This is a genomic window from Aquimarina litoralis, assembly GCF_019295435.1.
GTDB lineage: Bacteria > Bacteroidota > Bacteroidia > Flavobacteriales > Flavobacteriaceae > Aquimarina > Aquimarina litoralis_A.
Genome location: NZ_WEKL01000112.1, coordinates 57,015 through 74,122 on the forward strand (window position 1 = coordinate 57,015; position 17,108 = coordinate 74,122).

A 17,108-nucleotide genomic window follows, 5' to 3' on the forward strand; every position below is an offset into this window, starting at 1 on the left:
TTATTAATGATAGAGAATACCTTATATATGTCGGATGATCTGGATTGTATTGCGGTATCACTTTGTAATAGTAATGGAGCAAAACTAACAGTTACAAATTATGGAGCATCTGTAGTAAGTCTGGAGATTCCGAATAAAAAGGGTACATTAATTAATGTAATCGTCGGATTAGAGGATATTGAGGAATATGAGGAGGTTTCATACCATCCTAGTTCAAAGTTTTTAGGCGCTTCTATAGGAAGATATGCGGGTAGAATTAGCAAAGGAAGTATTCAGTTAGGAACTAAAGAACACAAATTGTATCATGAAAATGGAGTTCATTTGCATGGTGGTCTAAAAGGTTTTGACAAAAAGTTTTGGAAACTAGAAACCGCACATAATGACACTATTGTTTTTTCATATGAAAGTAAGCATTTGGAAGAAGGATATCCAGGAAATCTAAGTATACGAGCTATCTATCAACTATCCGATGACAATGAACTGATCATTACTTATCAAGCGACTACAGATCATGATACTTTTGTGAATTTAACGAACCATAGTTACTTTAATCTAAATGGTTCTGGTAGTATTTTAAATCATAGGTTAATTTTGGATTGCCCAGATTATTTAGAGGTAGATACTGATCAATTACCAACAGGTCAAATAAAACCTGTAACCGGAACTAAATATGACTTTTTAAAACCAGAGAGTCTTAAAGGCCTAGAAAGTAATGGTGTTATTGATGATACTTTCATTTTTGGTTCTACTAATAAGGGAATTGATAATTTAGAACCGAAAATTACCATAAGCTCACCAGAAAGCGGATTAAAAATGGAAGTACAAACAAATCAACCGGCAGTTGTTATTTATACTCCAGAAAATTTCCCAGATTGGAACTTCAAAAATCAAGTAGTATATGATCGTTTTCCAGCTATTTGTTTTGAATGTCAAAATTATCCTGATGCACCAAACCAAAATCATTTCCCTTCTTCCTTTTTAAAGACTGGAGAGCATTATGAAAACAAAACCGTTTTTAAGTTTTTAGCTTTATAGATATCTTTTAGACTCAAAATACTTGACCTTAAATCGTTCTGGTAGATTGTCGTTCTATAAGATTGGTTTTAATTACTTTGGTTGTATGTGAGGTTTCGATATGCTCGTTTTCTATTTTATCAATTAATATTTTTGCGGCAGCTTCACCAAGATATGTGCTATGTTGACTTACAGTGGTAATTGAAGGGGTAACATGGCGCGGCAGCACACCATTGGTAAATCCAATAATTGAAATATCTTCAGGAACCTTATACCCTTTATATAATACCATTTTCAGAGTGCTAATAGCAGAATCTTCTTCTAAGCACAATATAGCATCTACTTTTCTGGAGTCAAGAAGTATTTTTAAAAGCGTGTCAATATCATTAAACTCATCAACTTTGAGAATAAAAGCATCATCAATAGGTATATCTGCCTCTAAAAGTGCTCTTTTGTAACCACTAAGTCTAAGTTTACCAACACTAAGTAGATGAATATTAGAAACAATGGCGATATTTCGGCAACCGGTTTTAATAAAATAATTTACGGCATTAAAAGCGCCTTCCTCATCGTTAACAATAACTTTGTCACACTCAATTTCATCGGTAACTCTATCAATCATTACAATTGGAATCCCTTGGTTGATAGCATTTTTAAAATGCGAAAAATCTAGTTTAACTTGAGTTTCTTGTGCTATGGATAGAATAAATCCATCTAAGTTTGAATTTTTTAAAAGCTCCATGGCGGTAACTTCTTTTTCCAAAGATTCATTAGAAATACAAGTGATCAGGTTGTACCCTTTTTCAGTTGCAATTTTTTCGATACCTACAAAAACTTTGGTGAAGAAATGATTAAGCATGTTTGGAATGATAACCCCTATTGTTTTTGTGTTTTTAGGTTTATCATTACCATATAAACTATTGCTGGATTTATACTGTAGTTCTTTTGCATATTCCTGAATCATAGATTTTGTTCTCGTACTTATTTCATAACTATCATTAAGTGCTTTAGAAACTGTTGCTATTGATACATTGAATTCTTTTGCAATATCTTTTAATGTAATTCTCTTTTTTCTCATACCAATTATGAATACTTTTTTTGAGGATATAGCGATTAAGTGCTTATATTTTTCGACACATCAAAATTTGGAAATCTACTCGAATGGATGATNGTCAAAAATTGATGTAAACGATCCCTTTTGTAAAGTAATCCTAATAATTCAATCAACAATGAAGTCAAATTCTAATTGCAACAAAATTGGCAGAGATTGCTTCAAATATTTTAGAAGTCACTCCTTAAAGTGTTAAATACTTGTAGGTATTTTATTTTTTCATAGAAAATACAAGTAAAAGGATTATTCTTACAAGTCGGATGAATCAATAATTCCAAATTGTAATAATGTAACTTACTGAATTACATAGTGTTAAATGTTTACGAAAAGTTTTCGTAGAATTTGCTATTAATCGATACGGATTAATAATTGTTTTGATATAGAGTTATAATTTTGAGTATTAACTAAATTTTTAACACAAATTCATTAATATTCATAATCACCCTACATGAATAATTGGATGTGGATTATTTTAACTTAAACGTATTTAATTATGAAAACTTTTTTATGTATTTCCTCCTTATTTTGCTTGTTTTTATTCTCGGGTTGTTCTGATGATTTAAATGAAGATAATTTTTCTGAAACAGCAGAATTTGAACAAAAATTTATAGACAGCAACGGTTACATTAGTGACAATAGAACAGACGGGTATAATAAAGGTTATTTTTGGACCATTTATAAAGAAGGCGGTTGGGGTAGATTGAGATTTCCATATGCTAATCAATACAGTGGTAATTTTGAGATAGAATACAAGGATAACCAGGATATCGTCGGAGGAAAAGGATGGCGTACCGGAAGTGGCAGAACCATAAATTATAATATTGGATTGCTTCAAGGGTCTTATAATTTTGTTGGGGTTTACGGATGGACACAAACACCTCTTATAGAATATTATGTAGTAGAAAAAGGGAGTATTACAGGTCAAAACCAAAACCGAAATTATACGGCTAACGGGAAGAGTTACAAATTTAAAAAACAATTAAGATCGAATGCCCCATCAATCTTAGGTACTAAAACTTTCTATCAATATATCAGTGAACATAGTAACGCTCCTACTGGTTCTAATCAAAAGGTAAACATGCAGGCTCATCTTAATCATTGGAATCAATATGGTGGTCATAAGCCTCAATGGGGCAATCTAAGGAATTTTGATTATCAAGTATTTGGTATTGAGTCCTATACGGGTGGATGGGGAAAAATCAATGCTACAGTCTGGTAACCAACATCAAACTTAGATTTGTAAACATAGGGTCTTTATTAATCATAGAGATCTTATGTTTTTTGTTTTTAGTGCTAATCGCCACATCGATAACAAAGACACTACCTGTCAAATTTGAAAATAAAAATGCAAAAGGGTTTCTATTATTTTTTTATTGGGATACTTGTAATATTCCATTCATGTATTCAAAAAGAGTCCAAAGTAAATATTGATGATTCGTTAGTATTCATAAAAGGAGGATCTTTTCAAAATAAAAAATCCAACCTATATGGTAATAACTTTGAAGTAAAGGATTTTTATATGGGAATCCATGAGATTACACAAAAGGAATGGATGGAGGTTATGAATAAAAATCCTTCTAAATTTATTGGAGATAGTTTACCGGTAGAAATGGTTAGCTGGTATGATTGTATTGAGTTTTGTATCAAAAAAAGCACACAAAATGGTTTAACACCTTATTATAAAATATATAAAGATTCTACAGATTCGTTTAACACTTCTAAATTCGATAGTATAAAATGGTTAGTCAAAAGAAACCCCAAGGCCAATGGTTATCGTTTACCTAGTGAGATTGAATGGGAATATGTGGCAAGTGGAGGACAACTTACTAAAAACTATATATATAGTGGGAGTAACGATATTGACGAAATAGCTTGGTATTGGAGAAATAGTGGAGATACGATTCTAGATCAGCAATGGAATTATTCTATAATTGAAAATAATCAATGCAAAACACATAAAATTGGTACTAAAAAACCAAATGAACTAGGCATACATGATATGACAGGAAATGTTAGAGAATGGTGTGATGATTGGTATGAAGATGATAGGATACCGCGAGGACTTTATCGCTCGCAAAGAGGTGGTGGATGGATTGGACTCGAAGTTTATTTTAAAAATAATGATAGAGATTACTTTGAAGCAAATGGAATAGGTCCTGATCAGGGTTTTCGTATCTGTAGAAACAAAAATTAATGTCTAAAAACGAGAAATTTTGTTTGTTGATACTAGTGTAAAAAGATCAAAACGTTCATAAAAAATGTAATGTTTATTGATTCCTGAAACTTACTTTAGAATAACTGCTCTGAAATCGTTTTTTAAACTGGCGTATTCGCCTAGAATGCATCATAATTTACAACATTCGCTTCAAATCTTCCACTCGTTTGCTATGTCAAAAGATAGTTTTGACTTTAATAAAATTTTAAGTAAAAATCAGATGAATTGTTAAACTATTCTTTTTAAAATTAAAAATAGTTTAATGAATTGAAAAAGTTCTCATATAGTAAAGAGGAACTATATCATTTTTATTTGATAATAAAGTATAAACTTAGTAATCAACACAATTATATAAATAACCAAAAACAATTTATGGAATCAGTTTTAGAGCAATTGGATTGGGTAGTATTAGGCGTATATTTTTTAGCGCTTATTGGAGTTGCCGTATGGGTGATATTACAAAGAAATAAAGATACTGCCGATTATTTCTTGGCAGGACGTAATGTTGGCTGGTTTGTAATTGGAGCATCAATTTTTGCTTCTAATATTGGATCAGAACATGTAGTAGGATTAGCAGGAACTGGAGCAGAATCCGGAATGCCTATGGCTCACTACGAATTACATGCCTGGATTGTGTTATTGTTAGGATGGTTATTTCTTCCTTTTTATATGCGTAGTAAGGTTTTTACAATGCCTGAGTTTTTGGAAAAAAGATTTGATAGTAAATCCCGTTGGTTCTTATCTGTTTTTTCGTTAGCTGGATACGTAATAACCAAAGTTTCGGTAACCATTTATGCAGGTGGTATTGTAGTTTCGGAATTATTAGGGATTCCTTTTTGGTATGGAGCAATTGGTATTGTCGTTTTTACTGGAGCTTACACTATCGTAGGAGGTATGAAAGCAGTAATTTATACAGAAACATTACAAACTGTAGTATTAATTGCCGGTTCAATAATTATAACATATTTAGGTTTGCAAGAAGTAGGAGGATGGGAAAACCTAAAGACAACTGCAGGATCTGATCACTTTAATATGTGGAGACCTATGTCTGATCCTGAATTTCCTTGGACAGGATTATTGTTCGGAGGAACAATAGTGGGAATTTGGTATTGGTGTACCGATCAATATATTGTACAACGAACATTAGCAGCCAATAATATAAAAATAGGTAGACGAGGTGCCATATTCGGAGCTTATCTAAAAATATTACCAATTTTTATTTTTTTAATACCAGGAATAATAGCTTTTGCTTTGGCAAAACAAGGAGTTTTATCTTATGATAAAGCCGATGAGGTGTTTCCAGTATTAGTAAAAACACTATTGCCTACAGGTTTAAAAGGTTTAGTTGCTGGTGGTTTGATGGCGGCACTGATGAGCTCATTAGCATCAGTATTTAACTCTTGTTCTACCATATTTACGATAGATATTTATAAGAAATTAAAGCCCGAAACTCCTGAAAAGAAATTATTAAATATAGGAAGAGTAGCTACCGCATTAGTAGTTATTTTGGGAATTATATGGATACCTATAATGGATAAAATTGGAGGTGGAGTATTATATAAATATTTGCAAAGTGTTCAATCTTATATTGCTCCTCCTATTACTGCTGTGTTTATTTTAGGAATTGTTTGGAAAAGAGTAAATTCTAAGGCAGCGATAGTAACATTATTTTCAGGGCTATTGGTTGCTGCACTTAGAATAACAGCAGAAATCGTAAAAGATAACTTATCAGGTTTTGCCTATGAGTTTGCGACGATCAACTTTGCACATATGGCAATTTTTATGTTTATTTTTTCAGTTATCGTATGTATTGCTACAAGTTTGGTAACTACAGCTCCTGACTATGCAACTATTAGAGGTTTGGCATTCGGAACATTATCCTCTGAACAAAAGGATGAAACTAAAAACAGTTATACAGCCATTGATATTGTATTATCAGTATTATTAGTGGTGGTGGTTGTTTCTATATTAACTTATTTTACAGGATGATAGTAGGCATTGTTGATCTAACCGCAGAAAACAGCTTTTAATAAGCATTTTTTTAAAAAAGTGAAAAATATTATATTTTTAAGTATAACTTTTTTGAATTGTATCAGCACAAAATAGAATTCAAGTTGTTTTCGATTATAAATGAATAAAGAGTATTATTTAGGATATTCAGAAGTGCAAATAAGGCCGTCAATGGATTTTGACAAAGAAGATGGTACTTATTATTTTGCACATATCAATTGGATCTTAGTAGGTTTACTTTTGTTTTTTTGTTTCGTAAACAGTCTTACAGCACAAGAAAAATCTGAACATTTTAATTTTGTAAGTGTAAAAGACGGTGTTTCTAAGATAGCCGTTCCAGTAATTAATCAAGATCATAATGGTTTTATTTGGATTGGAACTGCTGGAGCTGGAATTAAAAGATATGATGGTATCGATTATGTATCTTACAAGCATAACGTTAAAGATACCACATCATTAAGAGGTAGTTTTATTTATTGTTCATATGTAGATAAAAAGAACAGACTTTGGGTCGGATCCGAAAATGGCTTAGATCTTTATGATCGCGAATTAGATCATTTTATAGCAATAAAAATACTACCACAATTAAAAGAACTGCAACAGGCAAGCATTGCCATTAGTAGTATCGTTGAGGATTCTGAAGGCAATCTTTTTGTTGGAACTTTCGAAACGGGTTTACTCAAATTAGATCCAGAAACAAAAATTGTAGAACGTATTACTAATGTAGGCTTAGATAAACAAAGTCTCCTTGATATAAATGATCTAAAAGTAAATAAGAAAGGTGATGTATATGCCGCAACCAATTTTGGTCTTAGGAAATATGACCCTATAACAAACACGTTAGGTCTTGCTACTTTTAAGGGACAAAAAGGAGTAGAATCTGTAGAAACTCCTCTGCAAAAACTCTTATTTGTTAATGATGATATTTGGTTAGGATCTATATCAAACGGAGTCTATAATATCCATAAAGTTAATTCTAACAAGTTCATGATTCAGAATTTTCTTTTTTCACAAAAGAAAATTTTGTCGATGATTACTGATTCAGACGGTTCTATTCTTATTGGAACTGAAAATGATGGATTATTTCATATTACTGATAAAGGTGTTATTATAAAAAATTATCTTTTTGATAAAAACAATGAAAACAGTATTCGATCAAATTCTATATGGTCGTTGTATTTAGATAGAAATGAAAGGATATGGTTGGGATATTATAATAAAGGTATTGCTGTATATGATAGGTTGTATGATAAGTTCAAAAATATCGAAAGCCTTACTAGTAATCCTAATTCTTTAGAATCAGGATCAGTAACAGGAATAGTTCAGGATACTTCGGGTTTGTTCTGGATTGGTACAGATGGAGGAGGAATAGATGTATACAACCCTAAAACACAAAAATTTATTCATATTAATAAAATCAATACCGATGATTTTTCTAATCTCACATCATACGATATTCAGACCATTTTTATAGATAGTAAAGAAAATGTCTGGGCTGGAAGCTGGAGTGGAGGTTTGTTTTTGCTTAATAAAGGGACAACCAGATTTATTAATTATACCAGAGAAAATACAAATGGTGGTCTTGCATCTAACAGTATTATAAGCTTTGCAGAAGATAAAGATGGTATTATCTGGATAGGTTCTTTTTTTGGAGGTTTGATGTCATATAACCCGACTACTTCAACTTTCATGCATCACAACTCAGAAGAATTTAAAACTTATGGAATTCATACCTGTGATATTCGCAAAGTTTTAGTCGATTCCAAAAATAACCTCTGGATTGGAGCGACTAATGGATTATATATAGCTAACAAGAAGAATGATGGTAGCTTTTCTGTTCGATTTTTAGGAGGAAATATGAAGAATGCAAACCAAAATCTGACCAATATTAATCATATACTATCTATATACGAAAGTTCTGATGGTTCGGTTTGGTTTGGGACTAGAGGTGGTGGCTTATGCAGATACGATCCAAAAAAATATAGTTTTACTTGGTATGATGAACTATATGGATTAGAAGATGAAAACGTTTCTGCAATTATTGAAGATCAGAATAATAATATTTGGACAACTGGGAATACAGGGATTCATAAATTAGACCTTAAGAATGGTAAAATTATTGATTATAATATTAATGATGGATTGTTATCTAATGACTTTAATTTTAATGCTGCATTTCTGGATAAAGAAGGAACTATTTATTTAGGTAATTATGATGGTATCGATTATTTTAATCCTGATCGCATAGAAACAAATAATAGTTCAACAGAGTTACATCTTACAGATTTTAAATTATTTAATAAAAAAGTATATCCTAACGACTCTGGATCACCATTGAATAAAGTAATCTCTGAGACTGATAGTATTTCACTAAGTAATGAACAATCAGTTTTTACAATCGAATATACAGGGATTAACTATACACGTCCAGAGAAAAATACCTATGCATATTATTTAGAGGGATTAGCAGACGATTCTTGGAATTATGTTGGAAATATGAGAAGTGCAACATATACAAACTTAGATCCAGGTGATTATACTTTTAACTTAAAAGTAGCTAATAATGATGGTAAATGGGATGAAAAGCCACTACAACTACATATAAAAATTTTACCGCCTTGGTGGAAAACCAATATTGCAATATTAACGTATATCCTATTGTTTTTACTCGGTATATATATTCTGAACAAATTAACACAAAACAGAATTAAAGAAAAACAATTGATAAAATATGAAAGAGAAAAAAGAGCTAAAGAAGAAGAATTAAATAATAAAAAGCTACAGTTTTTTACCAATATATCTCATGAATTCCGAACTCCTCTAACTTTAATAATCAATCCAATTGAGGACATTCTAAAAAATGAGAAATTAAACCTCCCAAAAGAAGTAACAGAAAAACACCTGGTAATCCATAAAAATACAGATCGATTATATCGATTAATAAATGAATTAATGGATTATAGAAAATTAGAGGTTAATAAATTAAATGTCAAGGCTAGAAAAGTAAATATTGTTTCGTTCATCAGAGATATAGTAAGTTATTTTGTGATGGAAGCTTCCCAAAAAGAAATAACGCTAGATGTTCAAAAAGAAGTGAATGAGCTTATGGCATGGGTAGATGTGGGAATGCTAGAAAAAATTGTTTTTAATCTATTGTCGAATGCCTTTAAGGTGACTCCAGAAGGTGGAGAAATTACAGTTGGAATCAAAAAATCCAAACAATTACTTTTAGGGAATGCTGATGATAACACTTCTAGTGAAGCCTTTGAGATAAGTATTTCAGACACAGGTCCAGGATTAAAAAAAGAACAGGTAGACAAAATATTTGAACGATTTTATCAGGTAGATAATTTAAACAAATGGTATTATGGAGGTACTGGTATTGGACTTGAGGTAGTTAGAAGTTTTGTTGAACTACATAAGGGTAAAATAAAAGTGGATAGCGAGGTAAATCAAGGAACTACTTTTTCTGTAGTCTTACCTTTAGGAAAAGAGCATTTTAATGAAAATGAAATTATTTTAAATCAGGAAGATTCTGAAATATTATCAAAGACTAAATTTATAAATAGTGTTCATAATCAAAATTTAGAAGAGCAAATTGAAGAAGAACAAAAATCAAAAAGATTATTAATTGTAGAGGATAATACAGAATTAAGAAACTACTTAAAAGGTGAGTTGAGTAATAACTACAAGGTTTTTGAAGCAAAGAATGGAAACGAAGGATTAGAAGTAGCAAAAAAAGAAGCTCCAGATATTATTATCACGGATGTTATTATGCCAGAGATGGATGGTTTTGAATTTTGTTCAAGGATTAAAAAAGATATAAAAACCAGTCATATCCCAATATTAATGCTAACTGCTAAAACCATGGAAGATGATAAATTGAAAGGGATAGAGTCGGGAGCAGATGTATATCTTAATAAACCTTTTGATATGAGGGTGTTAAAGTCTTATCTAACACAAATGTTAACGATAAGACAGATTCTTTTTAAGAAATACTTTGGAGATATTAGCGATGCCGAAATCAATGAGAATAACACTTCACTGGATAAAGAATTTATTCAAAAAGTATTAAACCATATCTACGAAAATTTAAGTGACCCTAATTTAAGTGTCGAATCACTGTCTTCCGAATTACACCTCAGCAGAAGTCAATTTTATAGAAAGGTAAAAACACTAACAGGACAAACAGCAAATCAGTTTTTAAGAAATATTAGACTACAAAAATCTAAGCAGATTTTAGAAAGCGGTTCTACAAATGTTAGCGAAGTTTGTTATAAAGTAGGATTTTCTTCTCCCTCCTATTTTACAAAATGTTTTAAAGCACATTTTGGAATTCTCCCAACTGAGGTTACTCCAAATGAAGAGGAATTATAATTCGAAAAATTAGCCAAATAACTATCAAGTTTTTCATTCTGGATAAATGTTGGTAGGATAAACTATTTTCAATATACAAACCTATTTTTTATCAAAACTTCAGAAAAAAGAATTGAAATATCAATTCTTTATAATTCACGGCTTTGTTAAAGCAATCAACTATAACTATTGTGGCGCTATCTACTTAATATGTTGTAAAACAGGGGTTATACAAGCAAAATGCAACAAATGTTTTAGTATATGCTTTATATGTACTACTGTTTTTTTGATACTGTACATAAATTGTTAAAAATTTATTAATTCATTAAACAAGTATGAAAAAGAAATACTCTAATATTAAAATTCTGGCAGAGATATTTTTAATAGTAGTAGTACTTGGATTATTTGTTTTCATTCTTGATTTAATATCGTAAAAAGACAATCAGTTTCAATAGAGTATAATGACAAAAACAAATTCCAGAAAAATATCCCAAAGCCTTTTAAAAGTTAAAAGTTTACTGATCGTAGCTGTCATTCTTCAGGTAGCGATTAGTTGTGGTACACAAAAAGAGAATGAAAAAGAATATAAGTATAGGGACCCTAAATTATCTGCTAGCGAACGGGCAAATGATTTAATAAGTCATATGACACTTTCTGAGAAAGTGTCACAGATGCGATATGATGCACCAGCTATAGAACGTTTGGGGGTTCCTGCTTATAATTGGTGGAATGAGTGTTTACATGGAGTAGCAAGAGCAGGAAAAGCAACTGTGTTTCCGCAGGCAATTGGAATGGGAGCTACCTGGAATGCTCCATTATTATTTGATGTAGGTACTGTAATCTCTGATGAGGCAAGAGCCAAACATCATCGATTTATCAAAGAAAACCGAAGAGGAATTTACCAAGGGCTTACTTTTTGGACTCCAAACATTAATATTTTCAGAGATCCAAGATGGGGAAGAGGTCAAGAAACGTATGGAGAAGATCCATATTTGACCAGCCGAATGGGAGTCAATTTTATAAAAGGATTACAAGGAGATGATCCCAATTACCTTAAAGTAGTTGCTACAGCGAAACATTTTGCTGTGCATAGCGGTCCTGAAAAGTCTAGGCATGAAGATAATTATCACACATCAGATAGAGATCTAAAAGAAACTTATTTGCCAGCTTTTGAAGCAGCAATTAAAGAAGCAAATGTGCAATCCGTCATGTGTGCATACAATAGATATAGAGACGAAGCTTGCTGTGGGAGTAATTTGTTATTAAATGATATACTTCGAAAAGAGTGGGGGTTTGATGGTTATGTGGTTTCCGATTGTTGGGCAATCAATGATTTTTGGGAACCAAATAAGCATGAATTAGTCGAAACCCCTGCTGAGGCTTCTGCTTTAGCAGTAAATAGAGGAACAGACTTGAATTGTGGAAATGCTTTTGATCCCAATTTAAATGATGCTGTACTCAAAGGATTAGTGGACGAAGCAAAAGTAGATCTTGCGCTTGCAAGATTAATGGAAGCTAGATTTAAGCTAGGGATGTTTGATGCAGAAGAAAGTGTTTCTTGGTCAAAAATACCTTATGAGGTGGTTTGTAGTGAAAAACATTATCAGCTATCCGAAGAAACTGCTAAGGAATCAATGGTTTTGTTAAAAAATGAAAATAAAACATTACCACTAAAAAAAGATATCAAATCAATTGCAGTAATAGGCCCTAATGCAAATGCAAAACAAGTACTGTTAGGAAATTATCATGGTACTCCTCTCAATCATATTACACCACTTGCAGCAATTAAGCAAAAATTACCAAATGCCAAAGTTTATTATGCTAGAGGAAGCCATATTGCAAAAGGTTGGCCTTTATTACTTCCTATTCCATCTTCAGTCCTAAAAAATGGTGATAACGTTGGATTAAAAGGGGAATATTTTGATAATAAAGAATGGAAAGGAACACCTAAGGTAACTCGCATTGATAGCATTATTAATTTTATTTGGGTATCTAAAAAACCATTTGAAAATGCTACTTCTGATAACTTTTCGGTTAGATGGACAGGGAAAATTGTTCCAGAAGAAAGTGGAAATTATAGAATTGGATTACGAGCAAGTAGTGCTGGAAAATTGTATGTAAACGACTCACTAAGAGTTGAATTTAAAGATGATCATGAACCAAAAATGAGGTATTTGGACATGAAAATGGTCGCTGGAGAATCATACGATATAAAAATAGACTATTATAATTACCATACGGATCCTCAGGCACAATTATTATGGTCTAAACTTGAGGAGGATCTGATAGCACCAGCAATTGAAGCTGCTAAAAAATCAGAAGTTGTTGTGCTATGCCTTGGATTATCTCCAGATATAGAAGGAGAAGAAATGCCGGTAGTTTTGGATGGTTTTGATAAAGGTGACAGATCTGAAATTTCTTTGCCGAAATCTCAAATTGATCTGATGAAAGAGATACATGCCTTAGGAAAACCAACTGTCCTAGTATTGATGAACGGAAGTGCTCTTGCTATCAATTGGGCTGATGAAAATGTACCAGCAATTCTTGAAGCTTGGTATCCAGGAGAATTTGGTGGAAAAGCTATTGCAGATGTGCTGTTTGGAGATTACAATCCTGCTGGTAGACTACCTGTTACTTTTTATAAATCTGTAGAAGATCTTCCGGATTTCAAATCGTATGATATGACTAATCGAACCTATAAGTATTTTAAAGGAGAACCTTTATACCCATTTGGGCACGGATTGTCGTATACCAATTTTACGTATGAAGGTATGGAAATACCGGAATCTATAAAAGCAAATGAAGACATTCCGGTTACAGTACAGATTACAAACGCAGGAGATGTTGATGGAGATGAAGTAGTTCAATTATATCTATCGCATACCAATCAAGATAATGGAGCAGTACATTCTCTAATTGGATTTCAAAGAATTAACATAAAATCGGGCGAAACCAAAAAGGTAAATTTTACAGTAACGCCAAAACAATATACGCAGATAACTGCTGATGGAAAAGAACAAATTGAACTTGGAGAAATTCAATTACATATAGGAGGAAAACAGCCAGATAGTGCTAGCAAAAAGGGAGCTAGTACAACACAAGTGTTAACAAAAACACTAAAAATTAATAGTTAACAGAAACTTAAAATTCAATTGATTTATCAGAATATTCTGACTGAATTTAAGAGTGTTCTGGTCTTAAAGTAAGTATAACCTTAAAAAATTATATATGATAAAACTTAAACTCGCAATTATTGCATTGTTTATAATTGGGACACAACATGTTTTTTCGCAAGAAGAAAGTGTGATCAGTGGAACAATCACTGATCAAACTGGTTTGCCCCTACCAGGAGTTAATGTTTCGATAAAAAACACCAACAAAGGTGTTTTAACAGACTTTGATGGTAATTATGAATTACCAGGAGTAACTATCGGAAACATTATTGTATTTTCTTATGTAGGTATGCAAACAATAGAAAAAATTGTCGTGCAACCGGAAGAAAAAATTAACGTAACTATGCTTCAGGAGACTACAGATTTAGAACAAGTTGTAGTTATTGGTTACGGACAAAGTAGAAAAAAAGATCTTACCTCTGCTGTGGCAACTATTAGTGGAGATGTTTTAGATAAACAAACAGTTACAAATATTGATCAAGGAATTCAGGGATTGGTGTCTGGAGTAACAGTTACACGTAGTACAGGAAGACCTGGAGGAGCAGTGTCTGTAAGAATACGAGGTACAACTTCGGTTACAGGATCTAACGAGCCTCTATATATAATTGACGGAGTAAACGTTCAGAATTCTGAGGACAATTCTTTTAACTTTTCGCGTTTTGGAGGAACTGGAGGTCAAACAGCTTTGAGTCCACTTTCTGCATTAAACCCGAATGATATTGAATCTATTACGGTTCTAAAAGATGCTTCTGCCGCGGCGATATACGGTGCGCAATCCTCTAATGGAGTGGTTTTAATYACTACGAAAAGAGGTAAAGCAGGTAAAGCAAAAATAAGTTACGAAACTTATGGAGGTATCCAAACTGCGCCTAAATTATTGGATATGATGAATCTTAGAGAATTTGCGGCCTATTCAAATGAAGTTAGACAAAGTCCATCTACTAATTTACCTCCTGCTCCACAATTTGAAGATCCAAGTATTTTGGGAGATGGAACGAACTGGCAACGTGAAATTTTTAGAGCTGCACCAATTACCAATCATCAATTATCTATTTCTGGAGGAAAAGAGAAAACGAAATTCTATGCCTCTGCGAATTATTTTGATCAGGAAGGTATTGTAATTAATTCTGGCTTACGAAGATTTGGATTACGATTAAATTTAGATTATAAGTATAATGACTGGATCAAGTTTGGACATAACATCAACTTGAGTAGTTCTTTAGAGCAAATAGGATTAAATGATTCTCGTAATGGAACCATTATTAATGCTTTAAGACAAACTCCAAATGTACCTGTTAGAAATCCAGATGGAACTTTTGGATCACCAGAAAATGGCTTGGGTAATACGGGAGCATTAAATCCAGTAGCAGCTTCAGAAATACGAAACAGTACATTGGAAAGATTTAAAATGAATGGAAATATTTATTTAGATCTTAAATTGGCAAATAATCTGAAATTCAGAACGGATTTAGGATATGATTATAATACAGCTAAAACAGAAAGTTTTTTCCCAACTTTTGATTTTGGATCACTTTCGAATGGCTTAAATTCTGCTTTTAAAGGAGCTAATGAAGGATTATATTATCTGTTTAAAAATTATTTGACATATACGCCAAGCATAGGAAATCACAATTTTGATATTCTATTAGGAACAGAGGCTCAGAAAATACAATTTCAAGGATTATCAGGACAAAGATCTAATTTTCCAAGTAATGATATTCCAGGTTTAAATACTGGAGACGCAGAAACATCATTGTCAGAATCTTTTGAAGGAGCAGCTTCTCTCCTATCTTATTTTGGTAGAATCAATTACGATTATAATTCGAAATATTTATTTTCAGCTTCATTGAGATATGACGGTTCGTCAAAATTTGGCCCTAATAATCGCTTTGGATTGTTCCCATCGGTATCTGCTGCTTGGGTAGTAAGTGATGAGCCATTCATGGAAGGAATCTCTAGTGCTTGGAGTTATTTCAAAATTCGCGCTGGATACGGTACAAGTGGAAACCAAGACATTAATAATTTCTTATATCTAAGTTTTCTTAGAAATCAAAATACTGCACTTGGTAGTGGATTTAGCTTAGCGAATTTTAACAATCCTGATGTTGCATGGGAATCCTTAATTTCTCCAAATTTAGGAGTTGAATTAGGTTTCTTAGATAATAATATAAGATTGGACGTAGATGTATATAGAAAAACATCTAAAGATTTCTTAGCAACTAGACCGATCCCTGGATTTTTGGGTAGTTTAAATACACTATCGTTTATTGGAATCAATGCTCCAGTAGAAAACTTTGGAGAAATGATCAATGATGGTATAGATGTTACACTAAATACGAAAAACATCAACAAAGAAAAGTTTAGTTGGGATACCAATATTGTATTTAGTTTATATAGAAATGAAATCACTGAACTATCTGGAGATAATGATGCTATTATAGGGACGCTACAAGATGAGGAAATAATTGCTAATTTAACTAGATCAGAAGTTGGCCAGCCTATTGGAATGTTTTTTGGTTTTGTAACAGATGGCTTATTTAGAGATATTGAAGATTTGACAGGTACTGATCCTGCTGCTATTCCTGCAGAAAGTTCTGTAGATGAAGCAAATGGTACTTGGTTAGGAGATGTGCGATTTAAAGATTTGAATGGAGATGGAGTGATTGATGATAATGATAGAACTTTCATTGGAAATCCTCATCCTGATTTTACTTTCAGTGTGACCAATAATTTCAGATATGGAATGTTTGATTTATCGGTATTCCTACAAGGAACCTATGGAAATGACATTTATAACTATACTAGAACTTATATCGAAGGTGTGAATCGTTTTAATGCTAATCAAGCTACTTCAGTAATTGATAGATATAGCGCTTCAAACCCAGACGGAAGCTTACCAAGATACTCTGATGGAGATAAAAACGGAAACAACAGAGTATCCGATAGATTTATAGAAGACGGATCTTATCTAAGAATTCAAAGTGTTACTTTAGGATGTACTTTGCCTAAAGACACTTTTGGAGAAAAAATTAAGTTTTTTGACCAGATAAGAGTGTATACAACGATTCAAAATTTATACACATTTACGAACTATTCAGGTTATGATCCTGAAGTAGGATCACTTAACCAGAGTGCTCTGTTTAAAGGTATAGATTTTGGTCGATATCCTGTTCCAAGAACGATGACTCTTGGACTTAATGTACAATTTTAATATGAAAAAGAAATTAAT

8 protein-coding genes are annotated in these 17,108 nt (G+C 32.3%); 7 read left to right on the forward strand and 1 reads right to left on the reverse strand.

Annotation, left to right across the window (positions count from 1 at the left end; translation table 11 throughout):
* Positions 1-6 precede the first annotated feature (6 nt).
* Positions 7-1,035, forward strand: a complete 1,029-nt coding sequence (locus GBO31_RS25925) for an aldose epimerase family protein (protein ID WP_219011545.1) — start codon at positions 7-9, stop codon at positions 1,033-1,035.
* A gap of 28 nt (positions 1,036-1,063) precedes the next feature.
* Here the strand turns inward: GBO31_RS25925 and GBO31_RS25930 are convergent, their stop codons facing one another.
* Entirely contained in the window at positions 1,064-2,092 is a 1,029-nt protein-coding gene (locus GBO31_RS25930; RefSeq protein WP_219011546.1) for a LacI family DNA-binding transcriptional regulator, read from the reverse strand.
* A gap of 526 nt (positions 2,093-2,618) precedes the next feature.
* Between GBO31_RS25930 and GBO31_RS25935 the strand changes: the two genes are divergently transcribed.
* The 6 genes from GBO31_RS25935 (at position 2,619) to GBO31_RS25960 (ending at position 17,090) form a co-directional block, all read left to right on the forward strand.
* A complete protein-coding gene (locus GBO31_RS25935; RefSeq protein WP_219011547.1) occupies positions 2,619-3,344 on the forward strand; it encodes a glycoside hydrolase family 11 protein in 726 nt (241 codons plus the stop codon).
* 126 nt (positions 3,345-3,470) lie between these two features.
* Positions 3,471-4,319, forward strand: coding sequence for a formylglycine-generating enzyme family protein (locus tag GBO31_RS25940; protein ID WP_219011548.1), 849 nt, complete (start codon positions 3,471-3,473; stop codon positions 4,317-4,319).
* Positions 4,320-4,712: 393 nt separating this feature from the next.
* Positions 4,713-6,329, forward strand: coding sequence for a sodium:solute symporter (locus GBO31_RS25945; RefSeq protein WP_219011549.1), 1,617 nt, complete (start codon positions 4,713-4,715; stop codon positions 6,327-6,329).
* 141 nt (positions 6,330-6,470) lie between these two features.
* Positions 6,471-10,727, forward strand: a complete 4,257-nt coding sequence (locus GBO31_RS25950; RefSeq protein WP_246615995.1) for a hybrid sensor histidine kinase/response regulator transcription factor — start codon at positions 6,471-6,473, stop codon at positions 10,725-10,727.
* Positions 10,728-11,167: 440 nt separating this feature from the next.
* Positions 11,168-13,840 carry a glycoside hydrolase family 3 protein gene (locus GBO31_RS25955; RefSeq protein ID WP_219011550.1) on the forward strand — a complete coding sequence of 891 codons (2,673 nt, stop codon included), beginning with the start codon at positions 11,168-11,170 and terminating at the stop codon, positions 13,838-13,840.
* A 94-nt stretch (positions 13,841-13,934) separates the two neighbouring features.
* The gene (locus GBO31_RS25960) at positions 13,935-17,090 is read left to right on the forward strand and encodes a SusC/RagA family TonB-linked outer membrane protein (RefSeq protein ID WP_219011551.1); all 3,156 of its coding nucleotides are present in this window, start codon (positions 13,935-13,937) and stop codon (positions 17,088-17,090) included.
* Positions 17,091-17,108: the final 18 nt, after the last annotated feature.

What these genes read in the sequence shown, in the direction of transcription:
- GBO31_RS25925 (WP_219011545.1), top strand. Translation starts at nt 7, where the DNA reads ATGATAGAGAATACCTTATATATGTCGGATGATCTGGATTGTATTGCG.
- GBO31_RS25930 (WP_219011546.1), bottom strand. Translation starts at nt 2,092, where the DNA reads ATGAGAAAAAAGAGAATTACATTAAAAGATATTGCAAAAGAATTCAAT.
- GBO31_RS25935 (WP_219011547.1), top strand. Translation starts at nt 2,619, where the DNA reads ATGAAAACTTTTTTATGTATTTCCTCCTTATTTTGCTTGTTTTTATTC.
- GBO31_RS25940 (WP_219011548.1), top strand. Translation starts at nt 3,471, where the DNA reads ATGCAAAAGGGTTTCTATTATTTTTTTATTGGGATACTTGTAATATTC.
- GBO31_RS25945 (WP_219011549.1), top strand. Translation starts at nt 4,713, where the DNA reads ATGGAATCAGTTTTAGAGCAATTGGATTGGGTAGTATTAGGCGTATAT.
- GBO31_RS25950 (WP_246615995.1), top strand. Translation starts at nt 6,471, where the DNA reads ATGAATAAAGAGTATTATTTAGGATATTCAGAAGTGCAAATAAGGCCG.
- GBO31_RS25955 (WP_219011550.1), top strand. Translation starts at nt 11,168, where the DNA reads ATGACAAAAACAAATTCCAGAAAAATATCCCAAAGCCTTTTAAAAGTT.